This is a genomic window from Acinetobacter schindleri (assembly GCF_010918895.1).
Classification (GTDB): domain Bacteria; phylum Pseudomonadota; class Gammaproteobacteria; order Pseudomonadales; family Moraxellaceae; genus Acinetobacter; species Acinetobacter schindleri.
Genome location: NZ_CP044483.1, coordinates 2,803,870 through 2,820,114 on the forward strand (window position 1 = coordinate 2,803,870; position 16,245 = coordinate 2,820,114).

14 protein-coding genes are annotated in these 16,245 nt (G+C 41.4%); 8 read left to right on the top strand and 6 right to left on the bottom strand.

Features of this window, described 5'->3' with window-relative positions; all coding sequences use genetic code 11:
- Positions 1–46: 46 nt before the first annotated feature.
- Complete coding sequence (locus FSC11_RS13370; RefSeq protein WP_163167396.1) at positions 47–2,398, bottom strand: Tex family protein; 2,352 nt, start codon at positions 2,396–2,398, stop codon at positions 47–49.
- A gap of 326 nt (positions 2,399–2,724) precedes the next feature.
- On the opposite strand from FSC11_RS13370, the gene ompR reads away from it, so the two are divergent.
- The 3 genes from ompR (at position 2,725) to FSC11_RS13385 (ending at position 7,097) form a co-directional block, all read left to right on the top strand.
- Positions 2,725–3,489, top strand: a complete 765-nt coding sequence (gene ompR, locus FSC11_RS13375; protein WP_004890528.1) for an osmolarity response regulator transcription factor OmpR — start codon at positions 2,725–2,727, stop codon at positions 3,487–3,489.
- Positions 3,490–3,913: 424 nt separating this feature from the next.
- Positions 3,914–5,374: an ATP-binding protein gene (locus tag FSC11_RS13380; RefSeq protein WP_163167397.1), complete on the top strand. Its 1,461-nt coding sequence runs from the start codon at positions 3,914–3,916 to the stop codon at positions 5,372–5,374.
- Positions 5,375–5,579: 205 nt separating this feature from the next.
- Complete coding sequence (locus FSC11_RS13385; RefSeq protein WP_071320690.1) at positions 5,580–7,097, top strand: acetyl-CoA hydrolase/transferase family protein; 1,518 nt, start codon at positions 5,580–5,582, stop codon at positions 7,095–7,097.
- Between the two features lie 49 nt (positions 7,098–7,146).
- Here the strand turns inward: FSC11_RS13385 and FSC11_RS13390 are convergent, their stop codons facing one another.
- Positions 7,147–7,506: a hypothetical protein gene (locus tag FSC11_RS13390; protein WP_227590986.1), complete on the bottom strand. Its 360-nt coding sequence runs from the start codon at positions 7,504–7,506 to the stop codon at positions 7,147–7,149.
- Positions 7,507–7,832: 326 nt separating this feature from the next.
- On the opposite strand from FSC11_RS13390, the gene FSC11_RS13395 reads away from it, so the two are divergent.
- The gene (locus tag FSC11_RS13395; RefSeq protein ID WP_163167402.1) at positions 7,833–8,519 is read left to right on the top strand and encodes a DsbA family oxidoreductase; all 687 of its coding nucleotides are present in this window, start codon (positions 7,833–7,835) and stop codon (positions 8,517–8,519) included.
- Positions 8,520–8,573: 54 nt separating this feature from the next.
- On the opposite strand, the gene FSC11_RS13400 is transcribed toward FSC11_RS13395, so the two are convergent.
- Positions 8,574–8,774, bottom strand: a complete 201-nt coding sequence (locus FSC11_RS13400) for a dodecin family protein (RefSeq protein ID WP_004813529.1) — start codon at positions 8,772–8,774, stop codon at positions 8,574–8,576.
- A gap of 404 nt (positions 8,775–9,178) precedes the next feature.
- Here FSC11_RS13400 and FSC11_RS16150 point away from each other — a divergent pair, with 404 nt between their 5' ends.
- The 4 genes from FSC11_RS16150 to FSC11_RS13415 all read left to right on the top strand — a co-directional run bounded on the left by FSC11_RS16150 (position 9,179) and on the right by FSC11_RS13415 (position 12,430).
- Positions 9,179–9,334 carry a hypothetical protein gene (locus FSC11_RS16150; RefSeq protein WP_004890542.1) on the top strand — a complete coding sequence of 52 codons (156 nt, stop codon included), beginning with the start codon at positions 9,179–9,181 and terminating at the stop codon, positions 9,332–9,334.
- Positions 9,335–9,608: 274 nt separating this feature from the next.
- Positions 9,609–9,788 carry a hypothetical protein gene (locus FSC11_RS13405; RefSeq protein WP_004813533.1) on the top strand — a complete coding sequence of 60 codons (180 nt, stop codon included), beginning with the start codon at positions 9,609–9,611 and terminating at the stop codon, positions 9,786–9,788.
- Positions 9,789–9,797: 9 nt separating this feature from the next.
- Positions 9,798–11,216: a hypothetical protein gene (locus FSC11_RS13410; RefSeq protein WP_227590987.1), complete on the top strand. Its 1,419-nt coding sequence runs from the start codon at positions 9,798–9,800 to the stop codon at positions 11,214–11,216.
- 83 nt (positions 11,217–11,299) lie between these two features.
- A complete protein-coding gene (locus tag FSC11_RS13415; RefSeq protein ID WP_163167406.1) occupies positions 11,300–12,430 on the top strand; it encodes a hypothetical protein in 1,131 nt (376 codons plus the stop codon).
- 495 nt (positions 12,431–12,925) lie between these two features.
- On the opposite strand, the gene htpG is transcribed toward FSC11_RS13415, so the two are convergent.
- The 3 genes from htpG to FSC11_RS13430 all read right to left on the bottom strand — a co-directional run bounded on the left by htpG (position 12,926) and on the right by FSC11_RS13430 (position 16,116).
- Positions 12,926–14,845, bottom strand: a complete 1,920-nt coding sequence (gene htpG, locus FSC11_RS13420) for a molecular chaperone HtpG (protein ID WP_163167408.1) — start codon at positions 14,843–14,845, stop codon at positions 12,926–12,928.
- A 154-nt stretch (positions 14,846–14,999) separates the two neighbouring features.
- Entirely contained in the window at positions 15,000–15,344 is a 345-nt protein-coding gene (locus FSC11_RS13425; RefSeq protein WP_034170983.1) for a lysozyme inhibitor LprI family protein, read from the bottom strand.
- Between the two features lie 175 nt (positions 15,345–15,519).
- Positions 15,520–16,116 carry an OmpW/AlkL family protein gene (locus FSC11_RS13430; protein ID WP_163167410.1) on the bottom strand — a complete coding sequence of 199 codons (597 nt, stop codon included), beginning with the start codon at positions 16,114–16,116 and terminating at the stop codon, positions 15,520–15,522.
- Positions 16,117–16,245: the final 129 nt, after the last annotated feature.

Below are 16,245 nucleotides of genomic sequence, written 5' to 3' on the forward strand. Positions count from 1 at the left end.
TAAAAAAAACCTCCCATTTGGGAGATTTTTTATTAGTAATTAAAGATTACTTCGAACCTTTAATCCCGGCTTGCAATAACAATGCCCCTAAACCACCAATTTTATTTTCCTGTGGCTTAGCCGCTTGAGGTTTCTTGCCATGCGGGCGGTCACCTTGCGGACGCGCATGCTGTGGACGTTTGCCTTGTGGCTTGCGCTCACCACGTTGCTCATTGTCACGACGTGGTTGACGTGGCGCTTTCACTGGGGCTGTCGAACCTTCAGGACGCATCGACAGATTGACACGGTTACGTTCAACATCGACGTTCAGTACACGAACTTGTACGATTTGACCTGGTTTCACCACTTTATGCGGATCAGCCACAAATTCATTCGCTAGTTCAGAAATATGTACCAAACCGTCCTGATGTACACCAACATCCACGAAAGCACCGAAGTTAGTCACATTGGTAACTACACCTTCCAGCTGCATGCCTTCAGTCAATTGAGCCACTTCAGTAATATCATCACGGAATTTTGCGGTACGGAATTCTGGACGCGGGTCACGGCCTGGTTTTTCCAGTTCAGCCAAAACGTCCTGAACGGTTGGCAGTCCGAATTTGTCATCGACAAACTCTTCAGCATTGACCTGGCGAATGATTTCAGTATTACCAATGATGTCTTTTACAGTCGTTGCTTTCGCTTCAACAATTTTAGATACCAGTGGATAAGACTCTGGGTGAACTGCAGACGCATCTAGTGGCTCTGAACCTTGCTGGATACGCAAGAAACCCGCTGCCTGTTCAAAAGTGCGTTCGCCTAGGCGTGGCACTTTTTTCAGGTCCTGACGGTTGTCAAAACGGCCATTTTCTTTACGGAAGTCCACGATTTGCTGCGCGATTGATTTGTTCAGACCTGCGATATAACCTAGGATCGCAGCAGATGCAGTATTTACATCCACACCGACCGAGTTCACACAGTCTTCAACTACGGCTTCAAGGGTTTTTGCCAGACCGGTCTGGTTCACATCATGCTGGTACTGACCTACACCAATGGACTTAGGATCGATTTTCACCAGTTCTGCTAATGGATCTTGCAGACGGCGTGCAATTGATACTGCACCACGGATCGATACATCCAGTTCAGGCAATTCCTGAGAAGCCAATTCAGAAGCAGAATAAACAGAAGCACCCGCTTCTGAAACAGAAACACGAGTCAATTTCAGGTCGCTATTTGCAGCCATCATTTCAGCAACCAATGCTTCAGTTTCACGGCTTGCCGTACCATTACCGATTGCAATCAGGTCAACATTGAATTCGCGGCAAAGACGTGCCAATTCAGTCTGTGAACCTTCTTTATCATCTTTCGGTGCAAATGGGTAAATGGTGCTATGTGCCAATACATCACCTGATTCATTCACCACTGCCAGTTTTACGCCAGTACGGATACCAGGATCTACGCCCAGTGTCGTACGTGCGCCTGCAGGCGCAGAAAGCAGTAAATGACGCAGGTTTTCAGCAAAGACCTGCATTGCTTCAGCTTCAGCAGCCAGACGTTTTTCAGTCAATAATGAATGTTCGATCGTTGGACGAACTTTACCTAACCAGAACAGTTTCGCAGTCTGTTTTAGGAAATCCTGACGAGACTGGGGCTGAATGGCATCCAGATTATATTCTGTTTCAATACGTGCCAATGGAGCATCGTCTTCGCCATCCACTTTCAGGCCCAGGACATTTTCCTGACGGCCACGCAGCATTGCCAACAAACGATGCGAAGGAACTTTGTTCAGGTTTTCAGAGAAATCGAAGTAATCACGGAATTTCTTGCCAACTTCTTTTTTCTCATCAGAAGCAACCAAACTTTTTAAAATGGCAGTTTTTGCAAATGTCGCTTTCAGCTCAGTGGTCAGCGCAATGTTCTGTGCCCAGTCATCGATCAGGATGTGCTGGATCGCATCCAACTGGCTTTCTTGATCTGGATAATCTTCATGGCTAAAGCCCGCAAGTGCTTCGGCAGGATCAACCGCTTCAGCAAAGATTTTCTCTGTAATCGGACCAAGACCAGCTTCTTTGGCTTTGAATGATTTACTGGTACGTTTTGGACGGTACGGCGCGTAAATTTCTTCTAATGCATTTTTGGTTTCTGCCGCATTTACACGCGCCAATAAATCATCAGATAATTTATCTTGTTCTTTGAGTGATTCAATCACCTTTTCACGGCGCTCATACAAATCACGCAAGTATGATAAACGCGTATCGAGCTGGCGTAGTTGCGTATCGTCTAAGCCCTGCGTTACTTCTTTACGGTAACGTGCAATAAATGGAACACTGGCACCTTCATCAATAAGTTTGATGGCAGCTTCTACTTGAGTTGGACGTACGGCAAGTTCTTTTGCCAACTGCTGAACTAAGTCAGTCATCGTGTTTGATCCCACAAGGATAAGTACTAAATGGCATGATTATAAAGACCAGGCCTATAAAATCCACAATTGTTTTTACTAATTTATCTTTATGAATTATGACAGTGTTGTTCAATATTTGAAGAATGACGTTTAGATCCAGGCGATACCTGCCTCATATTTGCGAAACTTTTATCATTTGCCTGTATATATTTGGTATCCATCCCTTGATTTTAACTGCAATTTTTGTTGCTTTAGAGCATAGTCAATCGCTATAAATGAATCGTATACTCAAGACATCTATTAGTTTTTGTTTAAGACGACAATAAAGAATAAAGGAGCACCTTATGAGTTTAGTTGTACCCGCTGAAAAAACCGATGCAGTACATACCGAAACCGATCGGGTAGAACGCATTCTGGTTGTCGATGACGATGTCCGTTTACGTACCTTGCTGCAACGCTTTTTAGAAGATAAGGGTTTTGTGGTCAAGACTGCGCATGATGCTACTCAAATGGACCGACTGCTACAGCGAGAACTGTTTTCTCTGATCGTGCTCGACTTTATGCTCCCTGTTGAGGATGGTCTGAGTATCTGTCGTCGTTTACGCCAGTCCAATATCGATACACCAATCATCATGCTGACAGCACGTGGTAGCGACTCGGACCGTATCGCAGGACTTGAAGCCGGTGCGGATGACTATCTACCTAAACCATTTAATCCAAATGAGTTATTAGCACGTATCCGTGCCATATTACGTCGTCAGGTGCGTGAAGTACCAGGTGCGCCAAGCCAGCAAATGGAAGTGGTCAGCTTTGGCCCATGGTCACTTGATCTTTCTACCCGTACCTTAACGCGTGAAGGTCAGGTGGTAACCCTCACGACAGGTGAATTTGCTGTATTAAAAGCCTTAGTACAGCATCCACGTGAACCGTTAACACGTGACAAGCTGATGAATCTGGCACGTGGCCGTGAATGGGGTGCGATGGAACGTTCAATTGACGTTCAGGTATCACGCTTACGTCGTCTGGTAGAGGAAAATCCGGCTCGTGCGCGTTATATCCAGACCGTATGGGGCGTGGGTTATGTCTTTGTTCCAGATGGTGCTGAGTAATTTTTTCGTATCAGAAAAATAAGATAAATTGTCTGTATATATCTTTCTGATTTTGAATTAAGTGACAAATTCATTCGCAACTGTTTGAGGCAGGAGGTATCCATCTCTAATGTTTCTGCGACACCTTGATGACGTAATGCATTTTGACGAGTTTTGCGAATGAAAAATGGTTTTGCCTACTTTTGCCAAAACAAAAGTAGGTCGAACCGAAGGTTTCAAGCCTCATCTAAATTCCAAATGGTTTAACTTGGATGTGATATGCATTACTTCGTAAGAGGATGAGGTGATTTTTGAGTAAACCTCTCCCTGAGGAGCATGCTCCGCAGGTCTCCTATAAGGAGAGGGAACTTTCTTTATAGTAATTAAAAAATTATTTATGAAAGAATTCTAATCATTTGCTGAAGTCATAACACAGGATTGTGCAGTGAAACTCGATCCCATCGACCCACAAGAATTTACTGATTTTGTCCATTACTCGGAAAAGAAACGTACCCGTATGGAACGTTTTCTCGATAAAATCAAGCCACGTTCAGCTGCGATGCGAACCGCGGTACTTGTGGTTTTTGTAGTTCTGTTCAGTCTGGTGATGTCGATCTGGTTTTTCTGGCGAACTCTCTATTTGCCGGAAATTCAGCAACATGCCCGCTATCTCGCTGTTGAACTGGAAATCCTGAATAATCCTAGCCTGCGCCTGTATCACCATGATCAGGAAGTAGATATCGATGATTATTTAAAAAGCCGTATCGGGATTGAGTACATTACCGACCCTGCACAGTATCCCAATATTCGTGAAAAAGTGATTGCCGAATTTTTTACCAGTAAAATTGAGGAAAAGCTGGCAAAAGAATTACGTATTGACCGGGCAACTGTATATTTCCAGTTTAAGCCGAGTCCACAGATCTGGATTCAAACGCCTGAAATGAATGGTCATTGGGTTCGTGAACCTTTAAAAACCTATGCTAACTATAGCCCTGAACTAATTTTTGGCTGGTTGCTGGGTACGCCATTGATTGCAGGCATTATTATTCTGACTTTGGTCCGTCAGCTGAATCGTCCACTACGTCGCTTACAGGAAGCTGCGAATAACTATAGTGCAACTGGTTCTGCACCCTATCTGGATACCAATCATGGGCCACTTGAAATCCGTCAAGTAAACAATGCCTTTAACCATATGATCTACACGCTAGAACAGACCGAGCGTGAACGCCGGATTATGCTCGCTGGTATTTCACATGATTTGCGCACGCCTCTGACCCGTATCCGCCTGAGTGCCGAGATGATGCCAGACGAAGATTTCCTCAAAGAAGGTCTGATTTATGATGTCGAAGACATGGATGCAATTTTAAATCAGTTTATTTCCTTTATGCGCGATGGTTCCGATGAAGAGCCACAGGAAACCAATGTCAATACCCTACTACAAGAACTGGTTACCCAGTTTAAGCCGCTTGATATCCGCTTTACGCCTCAGGAATTACCGCTGATCCAAGCCCGCAGTATGTCGCTTAAGCGATTGATTGGTAACTTGATTAATAACTCAAAACGCTATGGTGCCGAACCAGTCGAACTCTCTGCCCAGATTGAACAGGATCGACTGTTGATCAAAGTGGCCGATCATGGTGAAGGCATTCCAGAGGATCAAATTGAAGATCTCATGCAACCTTTTGTACGAGGTAATTCGGCTCGTACTGTTCAGGGTAGTGGCTTGGGACTCGCCATTGTAAAACGGATTGTTGATATTCACTCTGGTGAACTATACATTCATAATCGACCTGAAGGTGGATTGGAAGCCATCATTTCACTACCAATTCATCAAGCGGAACCAGAACAGACTGCGACCCCGACCACGCTCGACAAAATCCGACAAAGTATTACTGGTCACTTTTAAGAATAGATTAATATTTATACATTTGATTTTTAGGATTTAATTTCTTATTTATATAAATAATATATTATTCAATATGTTAAAAATCATCATTTATTTTTATACCACTATTTGGCTAAAAAATTAGACCTTAGCCTAACACCTATGCAAAATACTTTTTTTGATCGGTACAATCCGTATCAGTATTCAGGAATTTAAGAGAGTTCAAATGTCTTTAGACCGTATCCGTTTAGCATCCCTACACAATAAGGTAATGAGTGCAGAACAGGCAGCTCAGTTCATCGAAGATGGCATGACTGTAGGTATGAGTGGCTTCACTCGTGCAGGTGAAGCAAAAGCGGTTCCACTGGCTCTGGTACAGCAGGCAAAAGCGAACCCATTAAAGATCACCCTCATCACTGGGGCTTCTCTAGGAAATGACTTGGACAAGCAATTAACAGAAGCTGGTGTATTGGCACGTCGTTTACCATTCCAGGTGGACAACACCCTGCGTAAAGCAATCAACAAGGGTGAAGTGATGTTCATCGATCAGCATTTGTCTGAAACTGTTGAACAGATGCGTAACCAGCAGCTGAAAAAACCAGATGTAGCAGTGATTGAAGCGGTTGCGATTACTGAAGACGGCGGCATTATTCCTACAACTTCAGTTGGTAATTCTGCAAGCTTTGCAATTTTTGCAGAAAAAGTGATTGTAGAAATCAATACAAACTTAAGCCCAGCTTTTGAAGGCTTACACGACATCTATATCCCGACCTATCGTCCAACACGTCAAGCGATTCCATTGACTAAAGTAGATGAGCGTATCGGTACACATGCAATCAACATCGATCCGGCGAAAATTGTCGGTATCGTAATTAATAGTGAATACCACGATTCTCCATCTACAGTAACAGCTCCGGATGATGAGACTCAATCTATCGCAAATCACCTGATTGCTTTCTTCGAAAAAGAAGTAGCAGCAGAACGTTTACCGAAAAACTTAGGCCCACTTCAGGCCGGTATCGGTTCAATTGCAAATGCCGTATTGACTGGTCTGAAAGAGTCTAATTTTGAAGACCTGATCATGTACTCAGAAGTACTGCAAGACTGTACTTTCGAATTGATTGATGCGGGTAAAATGAAATTTGCTTCAGGCTCATCAATTACTCTTTCTGCAAAATACGGCGAGAAAGTATTTAACAATCTTGAGCAATACAAAGATAAACTTGTATTACGTCCGCAAGAAATTTCTAACCATCCTGAATTGGTACGTCGTTTAGGTATCATCGGTATTAACACTGCACTTGAGTTTGATATCTACGGTAACGTGAACTCTACTCACGTATGTGGTAGCAAAATGATGAACGGTATCGGCGGTTCAGGTGACTTCGCGCGTAATGCGCACATTGCGATCTTCGTAACCAAGTCAATTGCCAAAGGCGGTGACATCTCATCTGTTGTTCCAATGGCATCTCATGTTGACCATACTGGCCATGACGTAGATGTGCTTGTAACTGAACAGGGTCTGGCAGATCTTCGTGGTTTAGCGCCACGTGAGCGTGCTCGTGCTATCATCGACAACTGTGTACACCCAATGTACAAAGATGCATTAAATGACTACTTTGATCGTGCATGTGTACGTGGTGGTCAGACACCTCACCTTCTAAATGAAGCGTTGAGCTGGCATGCAAACTTTGAAGAAACTGGTTCGATGTTAGCCTCTGTAAAAGAAGCTAAATCTGCATAATTGAGTTGATAAAAAAACGCCCTTCGGGGCGTTTTTTTATCGGCAAAACTTAATTAAACTTGATTTGATCACCAAGGGTTTTTCCGACTTCTGAGAGACCGTGAATACTTAAAGAACATTCAATCACACCAATCGATATTACATCCTGATTGATCTGTAAGGTTAACTGCCCTTTTTCATTAAACTGAAATACACTATTAAATAATCTCAAACTCTCCTGATTACTCTGTGCAGCTACTGGGAAACCCTGCGGCGTCATTCTTTGCAATGTATCAGCCCGATATAAATCTGTTTTTGTTTGAAATGAACGATCCTGTCCTGACACCAGCGCAAGTAAATCATCATCCAAATGTTCAAGACCAGATGAATCAAAAAAACTTGCAATCGCTGGAAGCTGTATCCCTGCCATTAACATAGCGCATGTATAGCTACAGACCCTATTCATAGCACTGCCTCCTAAATTTCAGCAATATCAAAATAACATGCTAATTTATAATAAGATCAACCACTTATCATTATTTTCTGAAATATCCCCAACAGATCTATGCTATTCATTGAACTATTTCACAAAAAACATGAATATTCAGACGAATAACCAAAGACAAGTTAATTAATAAAGAATGTCTAAAATTTAAAATTCTTTAATCTTCTCCCTAGTTCTTTCGACCTATTCAACCTTTAAATTCTGGCTATATGCCCTCATACTTCTCCTAATAGAAATATTTAGGAAATTTCATGCGCGTAGATATCTGGTCGGATGTGGTCTGCCCTTTTTGTTATATCGGTAAAAAACGTTTAGAAGCTGCTGCAGAACAGGCAGGTGTAGAACTTGAAGTTCACTGGCATAGTTTCCAACTTGATCCTGAAGCACCCGTACGTCAGGAAATTTCTAATTCTGAACGACTTGCGCAGAAATATGGCCGTACTGTGGCAGAAGTCGAAGAAATGCAACGTAATATTGCCGAGATGGCCAAGGCAGAAGGTATTGAGTTTAACTGGGAAGGTGCCAACTCAGGCAATACCTTTAATGCTCACCGTATTATCCATCTTGCCCAGAGCAAAGGTTTAGGTAACGAAGCTGAGGAAGCTTTCTTCTATAGTTATATGACCCAAGGTCTAGCCATTGGAGAGCGTGAAACCTTAGAAGACGTAGCAGCCCGTATAGGCCTGAATCCTGTTGAAGTCGATGACGTGCTGAATTCAGAAGAATATGCCGATTTCGTTAAATTCGATCAGGAAATTGCACGCGACCAGTTGAAAGTTACAGGTGTTCCGTTCTTTGTATTTGACCAGCGTATTGCCTTGGCGGGTGCCCAACCCAAGGAAGTATTTGTACAGGTTCTAGAAAAAGCGCTAGAGCCACCGCAGGCTGCTGCAGACCAATGTACTGATGATCAATGTGATCTGCCTAAATCTGAATAAGATAAGACACATAAAAAAATCCCCATTTCAAATGGGGATTTTTTTATTCTGTATTTATTCGACCAGAAAACTGATTTTAAGATTGACCCGATATTCAGTAATTTTATTGTCTTTGATGACAACTTTTTGTTCATTAATCCAGGCACCCTGAACATTCTTGACGGTTTCGGTGACCTTAGCAATGCCAGTCTGAATCGCATCCTCAAAGCTCTTATTGCTACTCGAATTAACTTCAACAACTTTTGCAATCGCCATGATGTAACTCTCTTTTTATGGTGAGTGAAGCGTCATCATAGTGGATTTAAATCCTGAGCAAACGTTCCTTAAACATCGGACAGCAAATCCTTACATGTGTTTTACAATACCGTGTTCACCTCAGTCTAATCAGCATGGCATCACCTTTTAAATCTTTCATATAAAAATCTTTATTCTTATTTAAATTATTATTTTTTAAATAAGCCTTATAAAGAATGAGTTTTCTTGAAATTAGAGTAAAAGTTCTAATTTATTGTTTTTTATAAATAAAATTTTATTATTTTTTATAAAATTGCCGAATCAATCATTTTTTAATACTGCCGCTTTGGTATCATTTTCACACAAATAAGGTTCTATTTTCTCCCAGTTCAATATATTGAACATCAGCTTATAAAGGTCATATTATGAACGCAATTAAATTTGTTCTGGCTGCAACGGTAATGGCACTTTCAGTAACTGCAACTGCGCAAATTGTCTACACACCTGACTTTCCAGCAAAAAAAGCGGCTGCAGTTGAAACTGTTGCGGCGGATACTGCTGAAACTGTAAAAGAAGCTTAATTTTCTAGCTTCTTTCTTAAAAAAAACAGGCTGAAATATTCAGCCTGTTTTTTATTTTTGCAGTACGACATCACAGAAAACGATTAAATTTATATTCAAGCTTATTTCAATTACCTAAATATTTTGATCCATGATTCATCCAGGTGATCTTCGACACCATTCCAAATTTTACCGCGCTTTATTTCTAGAAAATAATTGATAAAAAATAACATTTTTATATTTTTCCTCCATATAATCAAAAAATGATCATTTTTTATATGTGACAAGTTTTGCCATGAATGAATTGCAAGCTTTAGTGCAAGGTCAAATTTCGCCACAGGCGATTCCGATTGATCATCTGTTGCAGTTAGCCGAACGTTATACTGACCCTAACTCAACTGAATATAAACTGATTGAACTGGCTGCCAATATCATTCTGGCCAAAAGCCTGGATAAAGCACTTAAATATTTATAATAGATGACGATGATGAATGCTCTTGAAAAAGTACGCCTGATTAAAGAACTGCATGAATTAGGACATGATCTGGATCATCGTAGTCTCAGCTTATATGAAGTAGTCCGCTCTAAAAAACGTGTGCAAGAAATTTTCCAGCAGTGCAATGAGCCTGTTTTCAAGAAACAGCTGCTGGCATTCAAAACCCGTCTTCAACCTGAACTTTCTGCACAGGAATTTGCTCGAGAAACCCATTATTACCATAGCTTCCGTGGTTTTTTTCTCAATGCAGATCATCTAAAGGAAGCCCTGTATGCTCACCCGCTTTCAGGTTGGGCTTTCTTGCATGATCCTAAACGTGGCTGGCAAATCTGGCTGATCCCAGCACCTCAACGTACTGCATTGATCAGTGAATGGAACCTTGATATAGAGCAGAGCTTTAGCTGGCTGTTACACCAGCAACAGCTTTCTTCATGTTTGAAAAGTGATCATGAATTACAAGCTACTGCAACCCCATTGTCTTTAGAGATGGTTGAAGAAAAGCTTCCTGAATCGTCTATAAATACTTATATCTCCAAACATGAGATTTGGGCGAATCCTCAAGTTTTGCCCGTTCAACAAAAAGCTTCAAATGTGCTTCAGACAATCGTACCTCTAGCAGAATTAGATTTAAGTCATTCAGAGCCAGACGAACCACAAGTAGAGAATAAGGAAAGCGTCGCAGTACCCGATATTCCAGCGACTCTAGAATTTCAGGATTTATTATTTCAGGTTTCTGATGTTAGCTTGGTCGAAATAGGTAATCATCATCTTTTTGAATTAAGTCTGGCTTCTGATTCATCCCTGCAACATCTCAAAATGGCTTGGCATCATCAGGAACATATAGACTGGAACTCTCAACCAGTTTACCTCGCTGAGCAGATAGATAGCACGGGGCGCTTTAGCCACTATTGTATGCTATTAGGCACAAGTGAATGGCAGCAAGCCATACAGTTAATGCAGTTCTGGAGACAACAACAGAATTATCATATTGCTGCTATTAAAACGATTAGCGCTGTTGAATTAGGTACTAAATTCTTGCAGCTTGATTCGCTCTATCAAACTTATTCAGAACAGGCCCGATTGATCTGGCAACAAAAGGATTATTTCCCATTTATTCCTCTGCATCAGATTACCACCAAAAAATTTATTCTATTTGATGAGCAGCCAGCCAACTTTCATACTCCCCTTCTGTTACTACAGGAACGTCAAAAATTGCGTGTGATTCATGGGGAACAACGTCTCAAGCTGTCTTCCACGGAACAGATGTACCCGTGCTTGATTCTGAAACGTGATCAGCAAATTAACTGGCAGCTGATCCACCAGATTCTGCTGGAGATTAAAGAGCCTGTGGCGGTAGCAGAACTTTATGCAAGCATCCTGGATAAAGCTTTGGAAAAATTGATGTAATTTTGTAGTTCTGGTTGCTTTTATTAGGTGCAATTCTGCAAACTTATTCTTGAAATATAAAGAAAAAGAGCAAGAATAGCCCTATGAAAAAAAGCCGGATTTTGCCCGCATCTTTCTTACTGATCAGTTTAACAAGTGTTAGCCCGATACTTTGGGCCGGGCTTGATCAATCTTCTGATACAAGTCAAACAGCCGAGGCTGATGAGCAGGAAGCAGAGCCTTCCAAAAGCTTTAGTTTCCTTGACTATATTCCGCGATTCATAGATAGCACACCTACCTTTTTACCGGAGCAGTCGAGTGAACCCATCGTTCCCAGTACCCATGAGACTGAGGAAAATACCTGGGTAGATCGAAAACAAAAAGGGATTCGTCACTGGACTAACCGTACTGCAAATAAAATTGACAACTGGTTTGGTGACCCTGATGAAAATGAACCTGCACGTGCGACCCTGAGAGTGATCGTGGATAATAGCTGGAACAAATATGATGAATATGAAGTCAAACCCCGTATTCGCGGCAGAATCAAGCTTCCCACATTAGAACGTAAACTCAGTGTAGTCTTTGGTGATGACAGCCTCGATAATGAACTGAATGGCAATGTCGCAATTACCAATGAGAATCCAGGCAATGCGCCTGACAGACGGCTGGACCGTAGCCGGACACGAGAAAATAACAGCTCTCTCGCATTGCGCTGGTCGGAACTTTCTAAAAAACTTCCTTTTGAAACTGATCTGGATCTGGGGATACGTTCTGGCGATGATATCTATGTCCGTGTAAAAGCAAGTCGAGATTGGGCACTACATAATGACTTCTCATTTCATGCCGAACAGATCTATCGTTACGGGATTGATAGTGAAAACTATCTGCGAACCAACCTGGAATTAACCCATGCGCGCCCTAATCAACCTTTTCTCTCCAACCAGTTCAGCCTAATCTATGCAGATGAACAGGATGATGATTTACGCTGGAATAATTACAGCTTTCGACAGCACCAGTTCTTTAATGCTCATCGCTTCAGTTACGGCCTCTATACTGGAGGTTATATGAATGACAACGATCTACGCCTGAATACTTGGGGACCCTATGCCTCTTGGCGTCAGCCTTTTCTTCGTGAATGGTTCTTTGTGCAGACTGATGTCAATTATTTAAATGACCATCGTGAGGATCGGAGTCATTACCTAGGTGCCGCAGTCCGTCTGGAGGCCATCTTCTAAAATCAATAGTGCTATATATGCAAAAAGCCCATAAAAGATGGGCTTTTAAAACCAGTAAAGCTTTCATTCATTAAATCTTCCCAAACACAATACGGTCCTTACACATGATACGTTCAGTTTGCCAAGATAACTGACCCAAGCTGGCTTGATTAAAGACTATATGATTACTCCGCTGTACACACTCAACCTATAAATCATTAATTTTCATATATTTATAGTAAATTATACGATCCGTACGCACCACTTTTTAGTACTAGTTCGCCATCGTGAGCTGGCTCATGGAGATCAGTAAGGTAGTTAACAGACTTATGACGATACTGATTTTATGATTTATATCTCCATTAACTTAATAATCACTACTATTGATTATTTAATACAATATTATGTTTTTATTTGATGATAGATGCTTCAGATCAAACCTCCTTTATCATCAAAAAATTCCAGTAAATAATCATAAAAAACCCTTCTAGTAGAAGGGTTTTTCAAGTTTAAAATTTAAGCTAATAACAGACTGTTAATACGCTTTACATATTCAGCCGGATTCTCTGGTAAACCACCTTCTGCAATCACCGCCTGATCAAAGATAACATTGGCCAGGTCATCAAACTGGGTAGTGCCTTCCAGTTTTTTCACTAATGGATGTTCAGGGTTGATCTCTAAAATCGGTTTCATATCCGGTACAGGCTGGCCCGCATCTTTCAGCATACGGATCAATTGTGGTGATAACTCCCCTTCTCCTGTCACCAGACAGGCTGGTGAATCTACCAGACGAGTTGTTACACGCACTTCCTTGGTTTTATCCTTCAAGGAATCCGTCAGTTTATCGACTACAGGCTTAAACTGCTCAGCAGCTGCTTCAAGCGCTTTCTTCTCTTCAGCATCTTGCAGATCACCGAGATCTACTGCACCCTTAGATACATTCTGCAACGGCGTACCATCAAACTCATGCACAAAGTTCATTGCCCATTCATCTACGCGCTCAGACATGAGGAGAACTTCAATGCCTTTTTTCTTGAACAGTTCCAGCTGAGGAGAATTTTTCGCTGCATTCAGACTGTCAGCCGTTACATAATAAATAGCCTTTTGACCTTCCTTCATGCGAGCTTTATAGTCTGCCAATGAAGTACTGATTTCATCATTGGTTGAGGTCGCATAACGCATTAATTTCAGGATACGCTCACGGTTAATAAAATCTTCACCCAAACCTTCTTTCAGCACAGCACCAAATTCACGGTAGAAAGTTTTGAAGTTTTCCTGATCTTTTTCATCTTCGGACTTGGCCAGATTATCCAGCATGGTCAGGATACGACGGGTATTGCCTTCACGAATCGTTTTGACGTCACGGCTTTCCTGTAGTAATTCGCGGCTTACATTTAATGGTAAATCTGCACTATCCACCACACCTTGTACAAAGCGCAGATAGTTTGGAATCAGGTTATCCGCGTCATCCATAATGAAGACACGTTTCACATACAGCTTGATCCCTGCTTTGGCATCACGGGTGAAAATATCCTGTGGAGCCTTGCTTGGTACATAAAGCAGTTGGGTGTATTCCGTGCTACCTTCAACACGGTTATGCGCCCAAGCCAATGGTGCAGCAAAGTCATGAGTCAGGTTCTTATAAAACTCGACATACTGTTCTTCAGTAATCTCAGATTTATTCCGAGTCCATAAAGCACTGGCAGAGTTGATCGCTTCCCACTCGTCCGTCTTCACATATTGACCACCTTTTGGTGTTTCACCCTCTGCAGCTTCTTCTTCCTGCCAGACTTCTTTCTGCATCTGGATTGGCAGGCTGATATGGTCAGAATATTTATTAATAATCTGCTTCACTTTATAGCTTTGCAGATAATCCAGAGCATCTTCACGCAAATGCAGGATAATGTCCGTACCACGGCCATCTTTAGTAATCTGTTCAACTTCGAAATCACCTGTACCACCACTGATCCAGCGTACGCCTTCAGACTTGTCCGCACCTGCACGACGGGACTCTACAGTGATCTTGTCAGCGACAATAAAGCCTGAATAGAAACCGACACCAAACTGACCGATCAACTGGGCATCGGCTTTTTGATCCCCGGTCAGTTTTGACATAAAGTCTTTGGTACCTGATTTGGCAATTGTCCCCAGGTTATCAATAGCTTCTTGCTGGCTTAAGCCAATGCCATTATCAGAAATAGTAATCGTTTTATTGTTTTGATCGAGGCTGACACGAACGCGAAGGTCAGGATCATTTTCATAATATTCAGGATGGTTGATCCCTTCAAAACGTAATTTGTCACACGCATCTGAAGCATTAGAAATTAATTCACGCAGGAAAATTTCAGGATTTGAATAAAGCGAATGGGTCACGAGGTGCAGTAACTGCGCTACCTCAGCCTGGAAACTGTGTTTTTGTACGCTTAAATCGCTCATGAATCACTCCTATTATTTTAGATACAGATGTTAACTGTTGCCTATATGAATGGAGTGAGTTCAATAATTTTCAATAGCCTTAAAATAATTTTTTCGCAAAAAATATTTTTATGGCTTTCATTTTTATCAGTTTAATTGATGGGATGGATAAGACTTAATAAGGTCCCATCTTATAGATACGATCAAAATGCAGATCCAGCTGCTGCTGACGCATATTATAGACCTGACTCAAGCAGGATACAGATTCCTGACAGCGGTCACGAAATTGTAGCCATTTCACCTGATCGCGTTGAATCACCGAACGTGTTCCCATCGGCACCATACGGCGCAAGATGTTATAGCTGGTACTCATTTTGACATCAGCGTCATTCAGCAAACGATGTTCACAAATTGTTTTCTCAGTCGCGGTTGTCGCTTTCTGACAATTAAAACTGGCAGCATAACTCTGTGAAATAAACAGCGTGCTGAAGATCAAAAGACTCTTCGACAAAAAACTCATGCTTTGATCTTCCTTATTATTAAGCCGTATTCAATTAATATTTACTTTATTCGTTTTAATATATTTGAGTATTGCCAATCTGCTCAATTTCAATACGTTATAAATCGTTGTTATTTTGAAAAAAAGCCCCATTCAGGATGAGGCTTTTGGAAAAAATGAACCAAAAAATTGGAGCTTAGAATTTATAGCTATAACCGATGGTGTACACCATTGGATCGATATCTAAATTGAAGCTTTCTAGACCTTCAATTTGAACTTCTGGGCTGATTTGTGCATAACGTGCATCAAAGAATACGCCCCAGTTTTTGGCATCTGCAGGCTGGAAGTTAAAACCAATCTGGCCGGCAAAACCAAAATCTTCTTTTACTTTAATATCCGCATCAGCTAAGGCATTTTTACCACGCTCATCCCAAGCCACAAATGCGGTAGCACCGACACCAATGTACGGTGTAAAACCGGTATTGTTTTTAAAATGGTATTTTGCCGTCAGCGTTGGTGGTAAATGTTTAATACGTACCACATCTGTACCCGCTAACTGAACATCATGGTTAATTGGTGCAGCTAAAAGCAGTTCTGTCGAAATATTGTCATTAAAGAAATATTCAACTGACGGGGTAAATGCATATTCATGATCTGCCTCAACTGTTGCGCCGCCGAGATTATAATCGCCTGTAGGTGCTACAACCGAACCGCCCAGCTTGACTTGCCATTGGCCTGCCATCGCAGAAGCAGAAAGACCCATTAATGCAACGAGTGTAATTTGCTTTAACATTTTAATACCCCACTGGAAGATTATTTATTCAAAAATTAAACATTAATTAATAATAAACACGTTAGAAATTAATAAGCAATACTTATCCGATATAATAATTTTATATTATTTTCAAACTATTGATTATTA

Coding starts and splice junctions, on each gene's coding strand:
- FSC11_RS13370 (WP_163167396.1), bottom strand. CDS start 2,398: ATGACTGACTTAGTTCAGCAGTTGGCAAAAGAACTTGCCGTACGTCCA.
- ompR (WP_004890528.1), top strand. CDS start 2,725: ATGAGTTTAGTTGTACCCGCTGAAAAAACCGATGCAGTACATACCGAA.
- FSC11_RS13385 (WP_071320690.1), top strand. CDS start 5,580: ATGTCTTTAGACCGTATCCGTTTAGCATCCCTACACAATAAGGTAATG.
- FSC11_RS13390 (WP_227590986.1), bottom strand. CDS start 7,506: ATGGCAGGGATACAGCTTCCAGCGATTGCAAGTTTTTTTGATTCATCT.
- FSC11_RS13395 (WP_163167402.1), top strand. CDS start 7,833: ATGCGCGTAGATATCTGGTCGGATGTGGTCTGCCCTTTTTGTTATATC.
- FSC11_RS13400 (WP_004813529.1), bottom strand. CDS start 8,774: ATGGCGATTGCAAAAGTTGTTGAAGTTAATTCGAGTAGCAATAAGAGC.
- FSC11_RS16150 (WP_004890542.1), top strand. CDS start 9,179: ATGAACGCAATTAAATTTGTTCTGGCTGCAACGGTAATGGCACTTTCA.
- FSC11_RS13405 (WP_004813533.1), top strand. CDS start 9,609: ATGAATGAATTGCAAGCTTTAGTGCAAGGTCAAATTTCGCCACAGGCG.
- FSC11_RS13410 (WP_227590987.1), top strand. CDS start 9,798: ATGATGAATGCTCTTGAAAAAGTACGCCTGATTAAAGAACTGCATGAA.
- FSC11_RS13415 (WP_163167406.1), top strand. CDS start 11,300: ATGAAAAAAAGCCGGATTTTGCCCGCATCTTTCTTACTGATCAGTTTA.
- htpG (WP_163167408.1), bottom strand. CDS start 14,845: ATGAGCGATTTAAGCGTACAAAAACACAGTTTCCAGGCTGAGGTAGCG.
- FSC11_RS13425 (WP_034170983.1), bottom strand. CDS start 15,344: ATGAGTTTTTTGTCGAAGAGTCTTTTGATCTTCAGCACGCTGTTTATT.
- FSC11_RS13430 (WP_163167410.1), bottom strand. CDS start 16,116: ATGTTAAAGCAAATTACACTCGTTGCATTAATGGGTCTTTCTGCTTCT.